11 protein-coding genes, 3 rRNA genes and 1 pseudogene are annotated in these 18,841 nt (G+C 62.4%); 7 read left to right on the forward strand and 8 right to left on the reverse strand.

Going from position 1 to position 18,841, the window contains the following annotated elements:
• Nucleotides 1–92: 92 nt before the first annotated feature.
• Together BWQ92_RS24550 and BWQ92_RS24555 are read left to right on the forward strand one after the other, a co-directional pair.
• Nucleotides 93–1,292, forward strand: a pseudogene (locus BWQ92_RS24550) (diguanylate cyclase domain-containing protein); the annotation flags it as partial.
• A gap of 154 nt (nt 1,293–1,446) precedes the next feature.
• Nucleotides 1,447–2,238 carry an EAL domain-containing protein gene (locus tag BWQ92_RS24555; protein ID WP_335633098.1) on the forward strand — a complete coding sequence of 264 codons (792 nt, stop codon included), beginning with the start codon at nt 1,447–1,449 and terminating at the stop codon, nt 2,236–2,238.
• A 76-nt stretch (nt 2,239–2,314) separates the two neighbouring features.
• Here BWQ92_RS24555 and BWQ92_RS04435 read toward each other — a convergent pair whose 3' ends face one another.
• From BWQ92_RS04435 to BWQ92_RS04450, 4 genes are all read right to left on the reverse strand, one after another.
• Nucleotides 2,315–3,169 carry an SDR family NAD(P)-dependent oxidoreductase gene (locus BWQ92_RS04435; protein ID WP_076798468.1) on the reverse strand — a complete coding sequence of 285 codons (855 nt, stop codon included), beginning with the start codon at nt 3,167–3,169 and terminating at the stop codon, nt 2,315–2,317.
• 492 nt (nt 3,170–3,661) lie between these two features.
• Nucleotides 3,662–3,778, reverse strand: a 5S ribosomal RNA gene (gene rrf, locus BWQ92_RS04440).
• 168 nt (nt 3,779–3,946) lie between these two features.
• Nucleotides 3,947–7,074, reverse strand: a 23S ribosomal RNA gene (locus BWQ92_RS04445).
• A 494-nt stretch (nt 7,075–7,568) separates the two neighbouring features.
• A 16S ribosomal RNA gene (locus BWQ92_RS04450) occupies nt 7,569–9,094 on the reverse strand.
• Together the 16S, 23S and 5S rRNA genes form the textbook arrangement of a ribosomal RNA operon.
• Nucleotides 9,095–9,797: 703 nt before the next feature.
• On the opposite strand from BWQ92_RS04450, the gene BWQ92_RS04455 reads away from it, so the two are divergent.
• From BWQ92_RS04455 to BWQ92_RS04470, 4 genes are all read left to right on the forward strand, one after another.
• Nucleotides 9,798–10,055 (forward strand): hypothetical protein, encoded by a 258-nt coding sequence (locus BWQ92_RS04455; protein ID WP_076798469.1) that lies wholly within the window; start codon nt 9,798–9,800, stop codon nt 10,053–10,055.
• Between the two features lie 137 nt (nt 10,056–10,192).
• Nucleotides 10,193–11,620, forward strand: a complete 1,428-nt coding sequence (locus BWQ92_RS04460) for a GAF domain-containing serine/threonine-protein kinase (RefSeq protein ID WP_076798470.1) — start codon at nt 10,193–10,195, stop codon at nt 11,618–11,620.
• Between the two features lie 207 nt (nt 11,621–11,827).
• Nucleotides 11,828–14,173 (forward strand): multicopper oxidase domain-containing protein, encoded by a 2,346-nt coding sequence (locus tag BWQ92_RS04465; RefSeq protein WP_076798471.1) that lies wholly within the window; start codon nt 11,828–11,830, stop codon nt 14,171–14,173.
• 155 nt (nt 14,174–14,328) lie between these two features.
• Complete coding sequence (locus tag BWQ92_RS04470; RefSeq protein WP_076798472.1) at nt 14,329–14,511, forward strand: PspC domain-containing protein; 183 nt, start codon at nt 14,329–14,331, stop codon at nt 14,509–14,511.
• A 7-nt stretch (nt 14,512–14,518) separates the two neighbouring features.
• Here the strand turns inward: BWQ92_RS04470 and BWQ92_RS04475 are convergent, their stop codons facing one another.
• Together BWQ92_RS04475 and BWQ92_RS04480 are read right to left on the reverse strand one after the other, a co-directional pair.
• Nucleotides 14,519–15,496 carry an exonuclease domain-containing protein gene (locus BWQ92_RS04475; RefSeq protein WP_076798473.1) on the reverse strand — a complete coding sequence of 326 codons (978 nt, stop codon included), beginning with the start codon at nt 15,494–15,496 and terminating at the stop codon, nt 14,519–14,521.
• 245 nt (nt 15,497–15,741) lie between these two features.
• Nucleotides 15,742–16,008: a hypothetical protein gene (locus BWQ92_RS04480; RefSeq protein ID WP_157365097.1), complete on the reverse strand. Its 267-nt coding sequence runs from the start codon at nt 16,006–16,008 to the stop codon at nt 15,742–15,744.
• A 146-nt stretch (nt 16,009–16,154) separates the two neighbouring features.
• On the opposite strand from BWQ92_RS04480, the gene BWQ92_RS04485 reads away from it, so the two are divergent.
• On the forward strand, nt 16,155–16,508 hold the full coding sequence (locus BWQ92_RS04485) for a GYD domain-containing protein (RefSeq protein ID WP_076798475.1): 354 nt from the start codon (nt 16,155–16,157) through the stop codon (nt 16,506–16,508).
• Between the two features lie 28 nt (nt 16,509–16,536).
• Here the strand turns inward: BWQ92_RS04485 and BWQ92_RS04490 are convergent, their stop codons facing one another.
• Nucleotides 16,537–18,168 carry an alkaline phosphatase D family protein gene (locus BWQ92_RS04490; RefSeq protein WP_076798476.1) on the reverse strand — a complete coding sequence of 544 codons (1,632 nt, stop codon included), beginning with the start codon at nt 18,166–18,168 and terminating at the stop codon, nt 16,537–16,539.
• 157 nt (nt 18,169–18,325) lie between these two features.
• Nucleotides 18,326–18,820, reverse strand: a complete 495-nt coding sequence (locus BWQ92_RS04495; RefSeq protein WP_076798477.1) for a hypothetical protein — start codon at nt 18,818–18,820, stop codon at nt 18,326–18,328.
• Between the last annotated feature and the right edge of the window lie 21 nt (nt 18,821–18,841).

An 18,841-nucleotide genomic window follows, 5' to 3' on the forward strand; every position in this document is an offset into this window, starting at 1 on the left:
GGTTAGGGTGCCGGTGAGGACTAACCACCCCTATCATCGAGGTGAGGGGGTGGACGCACAATGGGTTTCGCGCGGTCTCACGCACCGGTCGCATGACGGTGGCTTTCCCACGCCCGGAACAGGATCCGGCCGGCAGCTACGCCCACCTGTTTGACTCCCTGCCGGACGCGGTCCTGGTCGTTGGCGGCGACGGGGTAATCACGCGGGTTAATGCCGCCGCCGAACGACTCTTCGGCTACGGCAGGCTGCAGCTCGTGGGCCAGGACCACCGCATGCTGCTCGCCGAAGGCTACCGCAGCGGCTTCGACCGCCTCTTCGCCGCCCTGCGCAGCGAAACCGGAGACAGCCCGGCTGCGCAGACCCCCTTCGAATCCTACGGGCTGCGCAGCGACGGAACGGAGTTCCACGGCGAGGTAGCCTGCTCGCTCCTTGATTCCGACGGCGGCCCATCATTGGTCGCGTCGGTCCGGCCCACGTTCCACCGGCAGGAAGCCGACGCCGAACTGCGGGAAGCGATGTCGCTGCTCAGCGCCACCCTTGAGTCCACGGCCGACGGCATCCTTGTGGTGGGCATCGACGGCAAGATCGCCGGCATCAACGAGCAGTTCACCAAGATGTGGGGCATCCCCCGGGATCTCATGGCCGCCGGAGACGACGCCGCCGTGATCGACCACGTGCTCGGCCTCCTCTCGCATCCGGAGATCTTCCTGGACAAGGTCAACGAGCTCTACGCCCACCCCACCGCCGAAAGCCATGACACCCTGGAGTTCCTCGATGGCCGCACCTTTGAACGCTACTCACGACCCCAGCGGGTGGGCAACATCGTGGTCGGCAGGGTCTGGAGCTTCCGCGACGTGACGCCGCGGCGCCGCGCCCAGGAACAGGCCCGGCAGGCTATGGCGGACCTCGCCGAACAGGCGGCGCAGCTGAAGGCGATGGCGTTCCAGGATCCGCTGACCGGACTGGCGAACCGCAAGCTGTTCCATGACCAGCCGTCCGAAGCGCTACACGGCGGCACAAGTGCCGCCGTCGACATCCTTCTCCTGGACCTTGACGACTTCAAGGAGGTCAACGACATCCTTGGCCACGCCGCCGGGGACCAGATGCTGGTGGAGGTGGCCCGTCGGCTGAGGGCCTGCGTCCGGCCGGACGACACGGTGGCGCGGCTGGGCGGTGACGAGTTCGTCGTGCTCCTGACTGGAGCTCCGGATGCCGAGGCGGTCGCAGAGCGCATCGTACAGTCGCTCAACGTTCCCGTGCGGATTGAAGGGTCCATGCTCCGGCCGAGCCTCAGCCTGGGGATCGCTTCGCTCAGCGAGAACGCGGTGGCTGCGTCGGAGCTGATGCGGCGCAGACGTGGCGATGTATGCGGCCAAGGCCGCCGGCAAGAACCGGTACATGCGATTCAGGCCGGAGATGATGACCGCCCTGGTGCAGCGGACGGACATGGAGGCCGGACTCCGGCTCGCCGTCGACAACGGAGAGATCAACGTGAGCTATCAGCCGGTCGTATCGCCGCGGCTGGGGCAGGTGGTCCAGTTCGAGGCCCTCGCCCGGTGGGAACGCGGCGGCAGGAAGGTCCCGCCGTCGCAATTCATTCCGACGGCGGAGCGCAGCGGCCTGATCTCCGCCGTCGGCCTGCAGATGATGCGGGAAAGTTTCATCCAGCTGGGCCCCTGGCTTTCCGGCGGCACCGAACGCTCGCTTGCCGTCAACGTGTCGGGCGTGCAGCTGCGGGACTGTGATTTCGCCGGCACCGTGCTGGGCATGGCGGAGACGCATGGCTTGAACCTCCGGCAGCTGGTGCTGGAGGTGACAGAGAGCGTGTTTTTCGACGCCGACGAGCACGTGATCAGCCAGCTCGCGAGTCTTCGCAGCGCCGGAGTCCGGGTAGCGCTCGACGATTTCGGTACCGGCTACTCGTCGCTGGGCCGGCTCCAGGAGCTGCCGGTGGATGCGGTGAAGATAGACCAGTCCTTTGTCTCCATGGTCAGGACCGGGGCCGAGAAGCTGCCGATCCTCAGTTCCATGATCAACATGGCCCACAGCCTGGGGCTGAGCGTTACCGCGGAGGGCATCGAGACCGCCGAGCAGGCCGCCTACCTGACCGACCTGGAGTGCGACGCGCTGCAGGGCTTCCTGTTCTCGGTTCCCGAATCCGAGGCCGGGCTCGAGCAGGCCATCAGCCGCTCAGCCGAAGCGCTCGAGGCGCTTGAAGGCCTGCGCCTGCGCCGCTGACCGCAACCCTTCCTCACCTCCCGCCGCCTGCTGGCCAACCCTCCCTCACCTCCCGCCGCCTTCCAGCAAACCCTTCCTAGGCGTTGTCGAGCTCCGGCCTGTCCACCGGGTCGCCGGCACTGACGAGCTCCAGGCTACGGTCCCAGAAATTCCTCGCCAGCTCGCCGTCGTACGCCTGCTTGTTGGCCTTCGCCAGGGCACGCTTGACGTAAAAAGCGCCGGGAACCCAGTCCCTTCCGGGCGTGGAAGTGGCGAGCCACACGAGCGTGTCTGCGCCTTGCTCGGCCGACAACAGGAACCGGTTCAACACCGTCTTGTAGGCGTGGCGGAACCAGCTCGTAGACTCCGCCGCAAAGTTCGTAGCCACGACGCCGGGATGGAAAGCCGCCGCCGCGATGCCGTCCTTCCCATAACGGTTGTGCAGTTCAGCGGTAAACAGGATATTCGCCAGCTTCGCTGTGCCGTAGGCCCGGTTAGTCGAGTAACTCCGCTCTGAATTGAGATCTGCCAGGTCCAGCCGGCCAAAGCCGTTTGCCATGCTCGAGGTATTGATGACGATGGCATTGCTCGCAGTGAGCACGTCCAGCAGCTCGGTGGTCAGCAAGAACGGCGCCAGGTGGTTAATCTGGAACGTCTTCTCGTGACCGTCCACAGTCAGCTCATGGCCGCGCATGATTCCGCCGGCATTGTTCACCAGAACATCGATCCGCGGATAACGGCTCCGCAGCGCCGCGGCCAGCTCGCGGACCTGGGAAAGCTCAGCGAAGTCGCAGACAAAGTAATCAGCGCCCAGTTCGGCGCTTACCGCCGCGGTCTTCTCGGGCGAACGTCCGACGACGACAACCCGCTCCCCTGCCTTCGCCAGGTTCCGTGCGGCTGCGGCACCGATGCCGTCGCTGGCTCCGGTGATGACGATAGTGCGCTGGGCCATAAAGAGTCCTTTACAGGTCGGACGGTTGGGCGGGTCACCAACCGCTGTTCAAGCCCGTGTCTGTAAAAGGGCTCCACTGAGCCAACGGCCCCCGCCGGGAATCTGTTCCAGCAGGATCTGTAGAAGCGTTTGGGGATTGACGGCAGAATCTGAGGGAGGGTCGGTGAAAAACCTGCAGGATCTGAAGGAGCGTTTCAATCGATCAACTGATCCTGGAACGCTCTATCACTACCTGCGGCTTCGAATCCAACGCGTCATCAGATCCTGGCGTCTCAAACGCGACGCTCTCTCAGATCCTGCCGTTTCAGAGCAAACCCTCAGTCAGTTCCTGTCGCCTCAAGCCAGACGCGCCCTCACGTGTGGTCGTGGGACTGAGGACGCGTTTGGAAAATGGCGGCAGGAGGTGAGGAAGCGTCTGGTGAGGGCCGTGGGCTGGGCGGTTAAATGGTTCAGGCCCCGACGTTCATCGTCGGGGCCTGAACCGTAAATAGTGTCCGGCGGTGACCTACTCTCCCACACCCTCCCGGGTGCAGTACCATCGGCGCTGTGGGTCTTAGCTTCCGGGTTCGGAATGGGACCGGGCGTTTCCCCCACGCTATGACCGCCGTAACCCTGTTACCCGAACCCCCTTTTTGGCGTGTGCCGGCGGGGGTGGGAAGACTGTGGTTACCAACTTGTGGTGACGTATTCAGTTATCTTTGGTTCCTGCCAGGCAAACCCGCCGGGGGGTTTGTTGGTTGGGAACCACATAGTGGACGCAAGCAGTTGTGTTTCTTGTGGGTCAAGTTGTTGGCCTATTAGTACCGGTCAGCTTCACGAGTCGTTAGTCCTCGCTTCCACATCCGGCCTATCAACCCAGTGGTCTGGCTGGGGGCCTCTCACACAAAAAGTGTATGGAAATCTCATCTTGAAGCGAGCTTCCCGCTTAGATGCTTTCAGCGGTTATCCCATCCGAACGTAGCTAATCAGCGGTGCACTTGGCAGTACAACTGACACACCAGAGGTTCGTCCGTCCCGGTCCTCTCGTACTAAGGACAGCCCTTCTCAAATTTCCTGCGCGCGCAGCGGATAGGGACCGAACTGTCTCACGACGTTCTAAACCCAGCTCGCGTACCGCTTTAATGGGCGAACAGCCCAACCCTTGGGACCTACTCCAGCCCCAGGATGCGACGAGCCGACATCGAGGTGCCAAACCATGCCGTCGATATGGACTCTTGGGCAAGATCAGCCTGTTATCCCCGAGGTACCTTTTATCCGTTGAGCGACGGCCATTCCACAATGTACCGCCGGATCACTAGTCCCGACTTTCGTCCCTGCTCGAGATGTCTCTCTCACAGTCAAGCTCCCTTGTGCACTTACACTCGACACCTGATTGCCAACCAGGCTGAGGGAACCTTTGGGCGCCTCCGTTACTTTTTAGGAGGCAACCGCCCCAGTTAAACTACCCATCAGGCACTGTCCCTGACCCGGATTACGGGCCGAAGTTAGATGTCCAAAGTGACCAGAGTGGTATTTCAACGATGACTCCACCCGAACTGGCGTCCGGGCTTCAACGTCTCCCACCTATCCTACACAAGCCACTCCGAACACCAATACCAAACTATAGTAAAGGTCTCGGGGTCTTTCCGTCCTGCTGCGCGTAACGAGCATCTTTACTCGTACTGCAATTTCGCCGAGTTTATGGTTGAGACAGCGGGGAAGTCGTTACTCCATTCGTGCAGGTCGGAACTTACCCGACAAGGAATTTCGCTACCTTAGGATGGTTATAGTTACCACCGCCGTTTACTGGGGCTTAAATTCTCAGCTTCGCCCTGAAGGGCTAACCGGTCCTCTTAACCTTCCAGCACCGGGCAGGAGTCAGTCCGTATACATCGTCTTGCGACTTCGCACGGACCTGTGTTTTTAGTAAACAGTCGCTTCCCCCTGGTCTCTGCGGCCCCGATCCCCTCCCGGCAGCGTGTGCCGTTCAAGGTTGGGGCCCCCCTTCTCCCGAAGTTACGGGGGCATTTTGCCGAGTTCCTTAACCATAATTCTCTCGATCGCCTTAGTATTCTCTACCTGATCACCTGTGTCGGTTTGGGGTACGGGCGGCTAAAACCTCGCGCCGATGCTTTTCTAGGCAGCATAGGATCACCGAATCCCCCCTTTACGGGAGTCCCGTCAGATCTCAGGCACATGAACAGCGGATTTGCCTACCGTTCGCCCTACATCCTTGGACCGGGACAACCATCGCCCGGCTCGGCTACCTTCCTGCGTCACACCTGTTAATACGCTTGCCTCCCAGGATCAGGTCCCGCGCTCCACCAAAACCCTTCCGTCCAAAGGACGGTCAGGCAGGTCTCGGGCGGTTAGTATCCCCTGTTCAACATGGGCGGTTTTTCGCCGGTACGGGAATATCAACCCGTTGTCCATCGACTACGCCTGTCGGCCTCGCCTTAGGTCCCGACTTACCCAGGGCAGATTAGCTTGACCCTGGAACCCTTGATCATCCGGCGGACGGGTTTCTCACCCGTCTTTCGCTACTCATGCCTGCATTCTCACTCGTGTAGGCTCCACCGCTGGTTTACACCGCGACTTCACCGCCCACACGACGCTCCCCTACCCATCCACACTCCTGAACCACAAAGGCTTAGAACATGTGTGAATGCCACAACTTCGGCGGTGTACTTGAGCCCCGCTACATTGTCGGCGCGGAATCACTTGACCAGTGAGCTATTACGCACTCTTTTAAGGATGGCTGCTTCTAAGCCAACCTCCTGGTTGTCTGAGCAACTCCACATCCTTTCCCACTTAGCACACGCTTAGGGGCCTTAGTTGGTGGTCTGGGCTGTTTCCCTCTCGACTATGAAGCTTATCCCCCACAGTCTCACTGCTGCGCTCTCACTTACCGGCATTCGGAGTTTGGCTGACGTCAGTAACCTTGTAGGGCCCATTAGCCATCCAGTAGCTCTACCTCCGGAAAGAAACACGCAACGCTGCACCTAAATGCATTTCGGGGAGAACCAGCTATCACGAAGTTTGATTGGCCTTTCACCCCTACCCACAGCTCATCCCCTCCATTTTCAACTGAAGTGGGTTCGGTCCTCCACGACGTCTTACCGTCGCTTCAACCTGGCCATGGGTAGATCACTTCGCTTCGGGTCTAGATCACGCCACTGCAACGCCCTGTTCAGACTCGCTTTCGCTACGGCTTCCCCACACGGGTTAACCTCGCGACGTAACACTAACTCGCAGGCTCATTCTTCAAAAGGCACGCCGTCACAACTACAAGGCTGCTCCGACGGATTGTAAGCACACGGTTTCAGGTACTGTTTCACTCCCCTCCCGGGGTACTTTTCACCTTTCCCTCACGGTACTGGTCCGCTATCGGTCATTAGGGAGTATTTAGGCTTATCAGGTGGTCCTGACAGATTCACACGGGATTTCTCGGGCCCCGTGCTACTTGGGATACTCATCAAAGGCGGTGCACAGCATTACGGTTACGGGGCTAACACCCTCTACGGCCGGCCTTTCAAGACCGTTCACCTATACCAGCACCCTCACCTCCCCGGTCCGGCAGAACCAGGACAACAAGTCCCACAACCCCGCCCATGCAACGCCCGCCGGCTATCACACATGGAAACGGTTTAGCCTGATCCGCGTTCGCTCGCCACTACTAACGGAATCACTGTTGTTTTCTCTTCCTGCGGGTACTGAGATGTTTCACTTCCCCGCGTTCCCTCCACGCACCCTATGTGTTCAGATGCGGGTCACCAGGTCACTCACGCGCCTGGCGGGGTTTCCCCATTCGGACACCCTGGGATCACAGTCCGGTTATCGACTCCCCCAGGCTTATCGCAGATTCCTACGTCCTTCTTCGGCTCCTAATGCCAAGGCATCCACCGTGTGCTCTTAAAAACTTGACCACAAAGATCAAAAACATTTTCTCGAGAGAACCACAGAAACCAACCACACACCCACAAGGGCATCCGGCCAGATCCAGGTTCTAATATCTTGGAAATTGCTTCTTATACAAGATGCTCGCGTCCACTATGTAGTTCTCAAACAACAACCCCGTACCACACATCCCACACACACTTTCAGTGCATGCGATCGGTGCAGCCAGGAAACCAGAAACAAACAACCCGGGAAAGAACAACCCCTCCCGGCCCTGTTGCCTCAGGACCCAACAGTGTGCCAAACACCAAACCAAACAACCCCCGCCCCGCCGTTCCAGGACAGCACCCGCAAAGGCACCGACCGTACTAAACCAGGGACAACGAACCGTCCGGCAGCTATTTATTGATATTCCACCCATGAGCACCCGCCACAGAACATCCGTCTGTGCTGCGGGCCTTTACTCCTGACAGCACCAGCCACCAGGCATACACCCGGCCACCATGCTGTAGGTGCTCCTTAGAAAGGAGGTGATCCAGCCGCACCTTCCGGTACGGCTACCTTGTTACGACTTAGTCCCAATCGCCAGTCCCACCTTCGACGGCTCCCTCCCACAAGGGGTTAGGCCACCGGCTTCGGGTGTTACCAACTTTCGTGACTTGACGGGCGGTGTGTACAAGGCCCGGGAACGTATTCACCGCAGCGTTGCTGATCTGCGATTACTAGCGACTCCGACTTCATGGGGTCGAGTTGCAGACCCCAATCCGAACTGAGACCGGCTTTTTGGGATTAGCTCCACCTCACAGTATCGCAACCCTTTGTACCGGCCATTGTAGCATGCGTGAAGCCCAAGACATAAGGGGCATGATGATTTGACGTCGTCCCCACCTTCCTCCGAGTTGACCCCGGCAGTCTCCCATGAGTCCCCACCATCACGTGCTGGCAACATGGAACGAGGGTTGCGCTCGTTGCGGGACTTAACCCAACATCTCACGACACGAGCTGACGACAACCATGCACCACCTGTGAACCGGCCCCAAAAGGAGAAACCACATTTCTGCGGCGATCCGGTCCATGTCAAGCCTTGGTAAGGTTCTTCGCGTTGCATCGAATTAATCCGCATGCTCCGCCGCTTGTGCGGGCCCCCGTCAATTCCTTTGAGTTTTAGCCTTGCGGCCGTACTCCCCAGGCGGGGCACTTAATGCGTTAGCTACGGCGCGGAAAACGTGGAATGTCCCCCACACCTAGTGCCCAACGTTTACGGCATGGACTACCAGGGTATCTAATCCTGTTCGCTCCCCATGCTTTCGCTCCTCAGCGTCAGTTAATGCCCAGAGACCTGCCTTCGCCATCGGTGTTCCTCCTGATATCTGCGCATTTCACCGCTACACCAGGAATTCCAGTCTCCCCTACATCACTCTAGTCTGCCCGTACCCACCGCAGATCCGGAGTTGAGCCCCGGACTTTCACGGCAGACGCGACAAACCGCCTACGAGCTCTTTACGCCCAATAATTCCGGATAACGCTTGCGCCCTACGTATTACCGCGGCTGCTGGCACGTAGTTAGCCGGCGCTTCTTCTGCAGGTACCGTCACTTTCGCTTCTTCCCTACTGAAAGAGGTTTACAACCCGAAGGCCGTCATCCCTCACGCGGCGTCGCTGCATCAGGCTTGCGCCCATTGTGCAATATTCCCCACTGCTGCCTCCCGTAGGAGTCTGGGCCGTGTCTCAGTCCCAGTGTGGCCGGTCACCCTCTCAGGCCGGCTACCCGTCGTCGCCTTGGTAAGCCATTACCTCACCAACAAGCTGATAGGCCGCGAGTCCATCCAAAACCGCAAAAGCTTTCCACCCCCCACCATGCGATGAGGAGTCATATCCGGTATTAGACCCAGTTTCCCAGGCTTATCCCAGAGTCAAGGGCAGGTTACTCACGTGTTACTCACCCGTTCGCCACTAATCCCCGGTGCAAGCACCGGATCATCGTTCGACTTGCATGTGTTAAGCACGCCGCCAGCGTTCATCCTGAGCCAGGATCAAACTCTCCGTTGAAGTAAAACAGACACAACCAGGCACAATGGAAATAACACCACACCCGGCTGCACAAAATTTGAAACCAGCCAAAACACCAGACCACACCACGGGGGTGGGCGGCCCGGCAATTCAACCAATCAATAAAAAATCGGTATCAATAAACTTGGCACACTATTGAGTTCTCAAACAACAGACACACCCGGCACCACCCAAACCAACGTTCAGGATCGCTCCGGAGCAACTTTTCAAACTTACCCGTCCCGGCGAAGCTTTGCAAATCGGCGTTTCTGCGATTTCCGCTTGGCAGGAGGGTCCCCGGCCCGTCCGCGGGCGCACTGTATTAGCGCACCATTTCCAGGCTGTTTGAAAAGGGGTTGGCCGCTATTTTTCCGCTTCAGCGGCGGCGACTCGAAAGACTCTACACGGCCCCGGGGGCCCGTGCAAATCGGCGCCGGGCAGCAGCCTCCGAGCACATATAGGGATAGGATTTCGTTGTGCCCGGGGTCATTCTGGTGCCCGGACAGGCAGTCCGCACGGCACGGACCGTACTAGCGGGTAGCTGCCATCCCGGCCATTACTCTGCGCGTTACCGGCTCAACTAGACAGAACAGTCTGTCTCGCATAAATTTCAGGTAGATCGCTGGCCCTATGGGCAGAGATCCGTTTATCGCTGAAGCAGAAACGGCGGATCAATGTGCATGTCCTATTGAGGAGCCAAAAAATGGATGCCACCCAGTTCGACCTATTTGTCGCCGAGGCGCTCACCACGGAGCGGGAGACTGACACCGTTCTCGGGCCTGACGAGCTCTATGGCCTCTACACCAGCTGGTGCCTGATCCATAAAGCACAGCCGGATGCCGCTGGCGCGCTGTTTGTGGCGCTCAGGGAACGCGGCATTGATCCTGAGAACTGCGAAATGGCCATGACGGGGCCGGCTGCAGCGGACTACATCCTGGCGAGTGCCCCCAGCCTTATCTAGGCCAAGCAAGTGAAAGAGCCGGCGCAAGTCGGCTCTTTCTGCGTACTCAGACATGCATTTGGGGCGCATTGCCCAAACAGCGATTCATCGCACTTATATCGCCAGCCCGCGGGCTCGGCGGGAAGTACAGGTACCCAATGGCCGTAGAATCCGGCAGCGCAGAAGGCGCAATCCTAGGCGGCAGGTACCGCATGGTGGAGCAGATAGGTTCCGGTGCCATGGCCAACGTTTACCGGGCCGTGGACGAGTCCCTTGAACGGGAAGTCGCCATCAAGGTCATCAACCGAAGGGACACGACCCGGGAAACGGCGCGTGACGACGACGCCGAGGTCAAAGTTCTGGCTGCCCTGAACCACCACAGCCTGATCACACTGCTCGACGCCGGGGTGGACCGGCAGGGGCCGGGGCGCCCCCGCATCTACCTGGTGATGGAGCTCGTGGAAGGCCCGGATCTCAAGCGCCGCCTCACGGAGGGGCCGCTTTCCCCCCGCCACACGGCCGAGATCGGCTATGACGTGGCAGATGCCCTGGCGTACATTCACGAAAGCGGTGTTGTTCACCGGGACGTCAAGCCCGGCAACATCCTGGTGTTCGACTACCAGCACGACACCGCCCGGATGCACGCCAAGCTGACGGACTTTGGCATCGCACTGATGGCTGACGAACCCGACCTGCAGGGCGAAGGCTTCCTTGGCACCGCAGGCTACCTGAGCCCGGAGCAGGCGAAGGCCGAGCCCGTGGGGCCGCCCAGCGACGTCTACTCCCTGGGCCTGGTGCTGCTCGAGTGCCTGACCGGGCAGCAGGCCTTTCCCGGGGACCCCCTGCAGAGCGCCCTCGCACGCCTCATGAACGACCCCCATATCCCGGACGACATCGAGCCTGAGTGGCGCCTGCTCCTTTCCGCCATGACAGCCCGGAATCCGGAGGACAGGCCGTCGACCACGGAGGTCAGCCAGGCCCTGTATGAACTGTCCCTAAGCACGCGCGGAAAGCACAAGGTGGACGCCTCCGTCATTCCCGCTGACGAGGAAGCCCGGATGGAGGCGGTGCGCAGCTACGGAATCCTCGACACTCCCCCGGACGGGGCGTTCGACAGGGTCACCGCGCTGGCCGCCAGGCTTTTCTCCGTGCCGGTGGCGATCGTGTCCATCGTCGACCACGACCGGATCTGGTTCAAGTCTCACTACGGGCTGGAGGTGAAGCAGATCAGCCGGGACCCGGGCTTGTGCGCGTCAGCGATCCTGCAGGACGATCTCTGGGTGGTGGAGAACGCGCCCGAGGACCCGCGGACCCTGCTCAATCCCCTGGTCGCTGGGGAGTTCGGCCTGAAGTTCTACGCCGGTGTTCCCCTCAAGACCCGCAGTGGCCACAACCTCGGAACACTGTGCATCCTGGACTTCGAACCGCGCACCCTGACTGCCGAGGACCACGCCAACCTGCGGGATCTGGCAGGGATGGTCATGACGGACCTTGAACTGCGGCTGGAAGCAGCGGCTGGACAGCCCGACACCCCCCTGGGTTCCGCAGCGTCGACGATTCCCATGGATACCGGCCTCGTCAGCTAGGAGCCCCTTCCCGCCGCCCGCGGGCCACCGCCACGCGGAGATGCCCCCTGGCATGGGGCACCACGTTATGTCAGGACATTAATCCCGCCGCAAGATTTTCCTAGGCTGCCCCGACCACGATGAGTGCTGTCTGTAAGCGCAATTGGGGGCGACCATGGACCTGTGTTCTGCATCTAGTTCCGGTCTCCACGACACAGGAGGCCGGCAATGGCAGTATTGGATATCCACGTCAACGACGGCTACGTCCCGATGGTGGACGGCTCGCTCGTTTACCACCGGGGCTTTGGGGAGCGGCGCACCGCGGTCAACGATCCGAACCCGTCGCTGGCGCTGAGTCCGAGGGTCATCACCGCAAACGGACGGGTGGTGGCCAGCAGGACGTACCCGCTGGGTGCACCGCTTCCGCCGCATGGAAGGCCCACGCCGCTGCGTCCGGACCCGGCACAGGCCCGGCAGTTCCTGGCGCGGCGTGGCTACTGGGCCAGCTTCTTTCCGCCGCGGACGCTCATCGCTGAGACAGGCAGCACCATCGAGGTGATGTTGCACAACAACCTCGGGCAGCCGCATGAGATCCGCTTCCATCGTGCCGGGCCGGGCGGGGCGGACATCGGTTCCGGTCAGGTAGCGCCGGGAAAATCCAAGCTCCTGCGGTTTCCGTCGCCTAGGCCGGGTACCTACTTGTTTACGGATCCGGGCAACCAGCCGGTGGAACGGACCCTTGGCCTGTACGGCGCGCTGGTCGTGATCGATCCGCGCAACGCGTGGCGGCTGGCGCCCGGCGCGGCAGAGTTCGAACGCCAGTGGCTCTGGCTCTGCCATGACGTGGATTCCAACTGGGCCCGCATCTCCTCGCGGGGACAGACAGTCAACCCGCTGGCCACACCGGCCGTGCCGGACTACTTCACCATCAACGGGTTCGCGGGGTTTCAGTCGCTGGCAGTCACCAGCGACGCGGAGTTCAACAACCGGCGCAAAGAGGACACCCTGCCGTCGGGCCACCCGCGCGAAACGGACGTTCGCAACTTCAGCGCCTCCCCCTCGCCGGGCGCCGTGCGGACCGGACACCTCATGCGGATGCTCAACGCCGGCATCGTGGACCACCAGCTGCACTACCACGGCAACCATGTCTGGACCGTGCGTGCCAACGGCATCGACTTCCCCCGTTCCCAGGGCCGGGTTTCGCCACAGGGAGACGTCATTCTCCAGCAGTGGGAGGACACCGTTCAGCTGCAGCCCGGGGAGCGCAAGGAAGCGATACTGCCGGTCCGGCGGCCGCCGGAGGTGATCGACCAGGTCTGGAATGCCAGGACCGAGGACTGGACTTACCCGATGCACTGCCACGCCGAACCCTCCCAGACCGCGCGCGGCGGCCTTTACCCCGGCGGTCTGGTGGCCGACTGGGTGCTGGCCCACGAGCCCGTCCCTGACGAGGGAGTCCCGACAGCAGAGGACTCCCACCACACGTTCCGCAGCCAGGTGGATTTCTCCTCGGACCAGCCCCATGAGGGCAGCCCGGAAACCAAATTCCTGCTGAAACCCGATGTCTCGCTGGAGCTTGACTTCTTCAACAGGAAAATGGACTTCCCTGACGGCTCCGAGCATGAGGTGTGGAGCTTCGAGGGCAACGGCTTCGGCCGCCAACTCCCTGGCACTACAGTGCGGTTGCGCGAGGGCCAGCTGTTCCACGCCACTGTCAAACCCAGCAAGAAAGTCCATACGATTCACTGGCACGGCATCGAACCCGACCCCCGCAACGACGGCGTAGGCCACACTTCCTTCGAAGTTTCCGGCCACTACACGTACCAGTGGAGGCCGGACGTCGCCGAACGCGGCAACCCCAACCGGGGCTCGGCCGGAACCTACTTCTACCACTGCCACGTCAACACTCCCCTTCACGTGCAGTACGGCATGTTCGGCGCCATCGTTGTGGATCCCCCACCCAATCCGGCCATGCCCGCTCCGGCAGGTACACGCCGCCATTCGTTCGAAGGTCCGCTCTATGACGTCGCCACGGAGACCATGATCGCGCCGTACTCGATCGATCCGAGATGGCATGACATGAACCACGCGGAGGGGCTCAACGGCGAGGACGCGGGACTGAACCGGTTCGAGCCGAGGCACTTCTTCCTCCTTGGCGGCAACATCCCGAGCCGGCCCAGGGGTGACGACAGGGTGTGGACCGTCTCGCAGATGCGGGCCAACGTGGCTGGGTACGGCAAGTATCCGACGCTCGTCCGCATGGTCAACGTGGACTACTTCCCCACCCTGACCCGGATCACGGACGCAGCGGGCAGGCCGGCCAAGATTGCAGAGTTGATTGCACATGATGGCCGCCCCTTCTGGACCACGCCCAATCCCACCGGTCCGGCGGTACAGCCGTATACGGCCGGGCAGCCGCTCATGACCGACATCATCAAGTCGGGTGCCGCAGAAAAGTTCGACTTCCTGCTGCATCCTCCGGCCCCGGGAAAGTACACCATCAGCATCCAGTTCGTGCACTGGCTTACGTCGAAGGTTCTCGCAACGAAGACGGTGACAGTCACGGCGGTTTGAACGGCCAGCTAATTAGATGCAAGGGATAACTCTTGAAAGCTCGACGGCGGGAGGGCGCCAGCGTCGCCGGCCTCCCGTCGTCGGGGTCAACTGTCCCGAGAAATCGGGCGAACTGGGCCGCTGACGTACAGCGGGCCGGCTGCTACTGTGGCGGCATGGAAGCTGGTATGGTCCGCCCCAGGAGCGGCAAGGTAATCGCTGGCGTCTGCGCGGCGCTGGCAGCGCGCTTTGGTATTTCCAAGGCGCTGGTCCGCTTCGGCTTTGTGCTGTTCGGCCTGTTCGGTGTCGGGGAGCTGGTCTACATCGCGTTGTGGATCCTCATCCCCAAGGAGCGCTGAACGCCGATCAGTTGCCGGGCAGGAGCCGGTGCCAGCCGCGCGTGATGCTGGCCCAGATCGCCCACATGGCGGCCGCGGCTGCGGCGAGTGACAGTGCAGCTGTTAGGGTCTGGCCGGCGGCGAAGAAGCGGATGGTGTATCCGGTCAGGTAGGCGAGTCCGACGGCGGCCGCCACACCCAGCGCGAACAGCAGCAGTCCCGCGGCGGTGCTGAATGCGCGCTTAGCGGTGCGGCCGGGGCGCTCAGCCTCAGTCCGGCCCGGCTGCAGCAGGTCGACGGTACGCCCCTCCTCCCAACCGCCGTCGGCGGTACCGGCACGGTCGGCAATCAGGTGCGGACCGGCGTCGGGCAGCACCACGGTGAAGTTGGCATCAGGCTCAGTCTCCGGGTCAGCGTCCGTCCGGACACGCCGGCCGCGGCGGCGCTTGCCGACCGTCGTCGTCGGCTCTTCCCAGACGTCGTCCAGAGCGGTGAAGCCGCCCTCGGCGGCGATCGCGAGCACAATCTGGGCGCAGGCCAGCGCGTGCGCCCGCGGCTCATGCCGCTCAACCCGCGGAAGGTCCAGCGCGGTGAGCACGTCGCTGAGGCGGTGCCGCGGCAGGGTCAGGTGGTCCTGGGCGAGGCGCAGCGCGCAGTAGAAGTCCTTGGCCGGCAGGTCCAGGTGCTGGTGCTCGGTGGCTTTGCGCATGACCGAGGCGTCATAGGGGGCATCGAACGCCACAAGCGGGTCCTCGCAGACGAACTGCAGGATGCCTTCGAGGGACATTTCCCAGTCGGCGGCGTTCTGGACGTCCTGTTCAGCGATGCCGTGGAGCTCCACGTTGATGGGGTCAAAGTCGTCGATGCCGGGCGGCGGCTTGATGAGCCACGACGCCGTGTCCACGATGTGCCCGTCCCGGACCTTCACCAGGCCGACGGCGCACGCCGAGCCGCGGTGGCTGTTGGCCGTTTCGAAGTCGATGGCCGTAAAACTGATTCCTGACATCCTTGCCTCCCCAGGGCATGGCGCGGGAGGCCGCAAACGCCGTTGTTTGTGACCTCCCGCACATGACCTCGCTATTCTTGCAGAAGGTATGCAGGATTACGGCCCCGGAGGGCAATGTGACGTGCGCCATTCCTCCAGTGCAACGGCTGTTGACTGTTCGTCGCCTGTCCGGGAAAGCCCGACGGCGGGTGGCCGGCAACGCTTAGCCGGCCACCCGCCGTCGCTGGTTCAGGAACGGGTGGTGATTACCGCCCCGGGTTCGGATCTATGCCCCCGGTGGTCCCCATCCCGCCGTCGTCCTGGCCGGCAACCTCGGGGACTTCGATCAGCGGAACGGACTGTGTGACGGGCGCACTGTGGTGCGCAGGATCCTTGTGCCGGGCTTCCTGGAGGTGCTGTTCCAGCTTCTCTTCCGCGTCGCGCCGACGCTGGCCGATAGTACGCATCTGCTGGGTGGTGGGTGCCGCATGCGCGTGCTGGTGCGGCCCGTGATCCGGAAAAAACTCGCTCATAGTGGAATCGTCCCACTGGTCAGGCCACCTGGCTACCACCTAAAAACCGAAGGCCCCTCGGAAGAAAAATCCGCCGTTGCCCGCCGGAAAGCACCCTGCCATTCTGGGTAAATCCCGCTTCCGGGAGCGAACGAAAGGACCAGACGATGCCCCTTTATCTTTCCAAGTTCAGCTACACCCCGGAAACCTGGGCACGGCTGACGAGCAGCCCGGAGGACCGGAGGAAGGCCGCGAAAACCTACATCGAATCAGTCGGCGGAAAGCTCCACGGATTCTGGTACTCCTTCGGCTCGCACGACGGCTACAACCTCTGGGAGGCACCGGACAACGTGTCCATGGCCGCAGTCGCGGTGGCGATCACCGGGGGCGGGGCGCTTGCCTCGTTCGAGACAACAGTGCTCCTGACCGTCGAGGAGGCGATGGATGCCATGCGGCAGGCCGCACAGATCAAGTACCAGGCTCCGGGCACCGCACAGCAGCCGGAGGTTACAGTCGATTGAGCCAGCGCCCCGGCTTGGACCGGCCGGCTCAGCGCTCCGGGTTCAGGTCCTTGCGGAAGATCACCGTGCCGTTGGCGTTGCGGAGGGTGACGGAAAAGACGTCGTCCCCGCCGAGGTCCACGTGGCCGAAGTACTGGCTTTCGCCGCTGCGCGGTGACTCGCCGGCGTAGGCCCCCGCCCGGGAGAAGACCACCTCGGGGCCGAAGGTGCCGTCCATCTGGTTTGGTCCGAAGCTGCCCGCGTTGATGGGGCCGCCCACGAACTCCCAGAAGGGGTCGAAGTCCTGGAACGCGGCACGCTCGGGCGAGTAGTGGTGGGCGGCGCAGTAGTGCACGTCAGCGGTGAGCCAGACGACGTTTTTAACCCGGTTGCGCTTGAACGCGGACAGCACCCGCGCGATCTCGAGTTCCTTGCCCAAGGGGGCACCGGCGTCGCGGTTGGCGAGGGACTCCTGGGCGGCGGGCCCGTCGGGGACGATGATGCCGAGCGGGAGGTCTGCGGAGATCACCTTCCACGTGGCCTTGGACTTGCTGACCTCGCGGATGAGCCAGTCGGCCTGTTCCTGGCCCAGGATGTGGGTGAGCTTCATTTCCTTGCCGTCGGTGTTGGGCTCCTTGTAGGTGCGCATGTCCAGGCAGAAGACGTCCAGCTGCGGCCCGCGGGTGATCTTGCGGTAGATGCGGGCCGGCTCGAAGCCGGTGCTGCCGTCGCTGAGCTGGGCGATGGGCTGGTATTCCTGCCAGGCCTGGCGGCCGCGGGCGGCAAGGACGTCGACGCGGCGCTCGGTGTAGCGGGCGTCGGTGAGGATTTCGCCGGGGTACCAGTTGTTGGTGGTTTCGTGGTCGTCCCACTGCGCGATGACCGGGACCTCGGCGTAGAGGGCGCGGATGTTCCTGTCCATCAGGTTGTAGCGGTGCCGGCCGCGGTACTCCTCGAGGGTTTCGGCAACCTTGGAGACTTCCTCGGTGACGAGGTTGCGCCAGATCTGGCCGTCGCGCTCGGTGACCTGGGCGGCAATGGGGCCGTCGGCGTAGATGGTGTCGCCGGCGTGGATGAAGAAGTCCGGCTTGGTGGCGAGCATGGCCGCGTACCCGCGCATGCCGCCGATGTCCTCGTTGATGCCCCAGCCCTGGCCCGCGGTGTCGCCGGTCCAGACGAAGCTCTGGCCTTTCTTTTCGCCGTTGCTGCGGGACCAGACACTGCTGGCCTTCGAGCCGGGCGCGGTGCTGAAGGAGCCGCTGCCGGCCTCCCCGGCGTTGCCCTCCCGATCTTCGAAGTGCATGGTGAGCGCGAAGCGGGTGCCCGGAGGCAGGTCGCGGGCGTGGATCTTGGACGTGAAGTCTGTGGCGTCGCTGGCTGCGGTGCCGCGCAGCACCCGGCTGAACGCGCGGCTGCCACGGAGCGGGGACCCGCCCTCGTCGACGGCCAGCAAGTTGGCCACCAGCCGGCCGGCACCTGACGCGCGCGACCACAGGACGCCCGAGTTGGTGGTGACGTCTCCGGTGGAGATGCCGGACGGCAGGGTCAGGCGGTTGCGGACCAGCGGGACGGCGGACGGGCGGGCCGCGTGGGCGGGGACAACCAGTGAGGGTGCGACGGCGGCAGCACCGGCAGCGGCGATGGCACCTTTGAGGACGTTGCGGCGGGAGAGAGCAGTCATGGGGCCATCGTTGACGGGCCGGATTAAGAGCCGGCGACGGCGGGGTGAACCGGGTGGAGCGCGGCGGTGACGGAGTACCCCCGGGCAGAAACACTCAAGGCCCGGTGGGAGCCGGGCCTTGAGTGTTTAGTTTGTCGATGCTTGCAACTAGTCGACGTTAGTTGGAGATCGACAAGCTGGCGCTGGTCTTCCAGCCGGTGTACGGCGACCACACGCCGTTGGTGCCTTCCTGCCACCGGACCTTCTGGTAGACCTCTTCGTTCCCGATCTCGCCGTTCACCAGGGTGCGGACGTTCGAGATGGTCACGGGTCCGCTCCAGTAGTTCAGATGGCGGCTGAAGTTGGAGGTGCCCAGGTAGTCGTCACCGTTGGGCCAGTCGTCGTCCTCCCAGCGTTCCTGCGTGATGTTCACGTAGCGGTCGCTGTAGCAACGGACTTGGATCTTGTAGTCCACGAGTTTGACGCCCGAGGAATTGAACCCGGCGAAGACGGGCTTCAGGGGGGTGACAGAGCAGGCATAACTGGTGGTCGCGGCCTGGGCCGGAGCCGCAAGGACAAACGGTGCAGCCGCCATTGCCACGCCGAGAGCAGACAAGAGGGCGAGCTTGCGGCGGATGGGATGGGACTTCTTCGATGAAGGGGAAGTAGACACGAATGTGCTCCTAGGAATGAA

The organism is Arthrobacter sp. QXT-31 (genome assembly GCF_001969265.1).
In the GTDB taxonomy this organism is placed as follows: Bacteria; Actinomycetota; Actinomycetes; order Actinomycetales; family Micrococcaceae; genus Arthrobacter.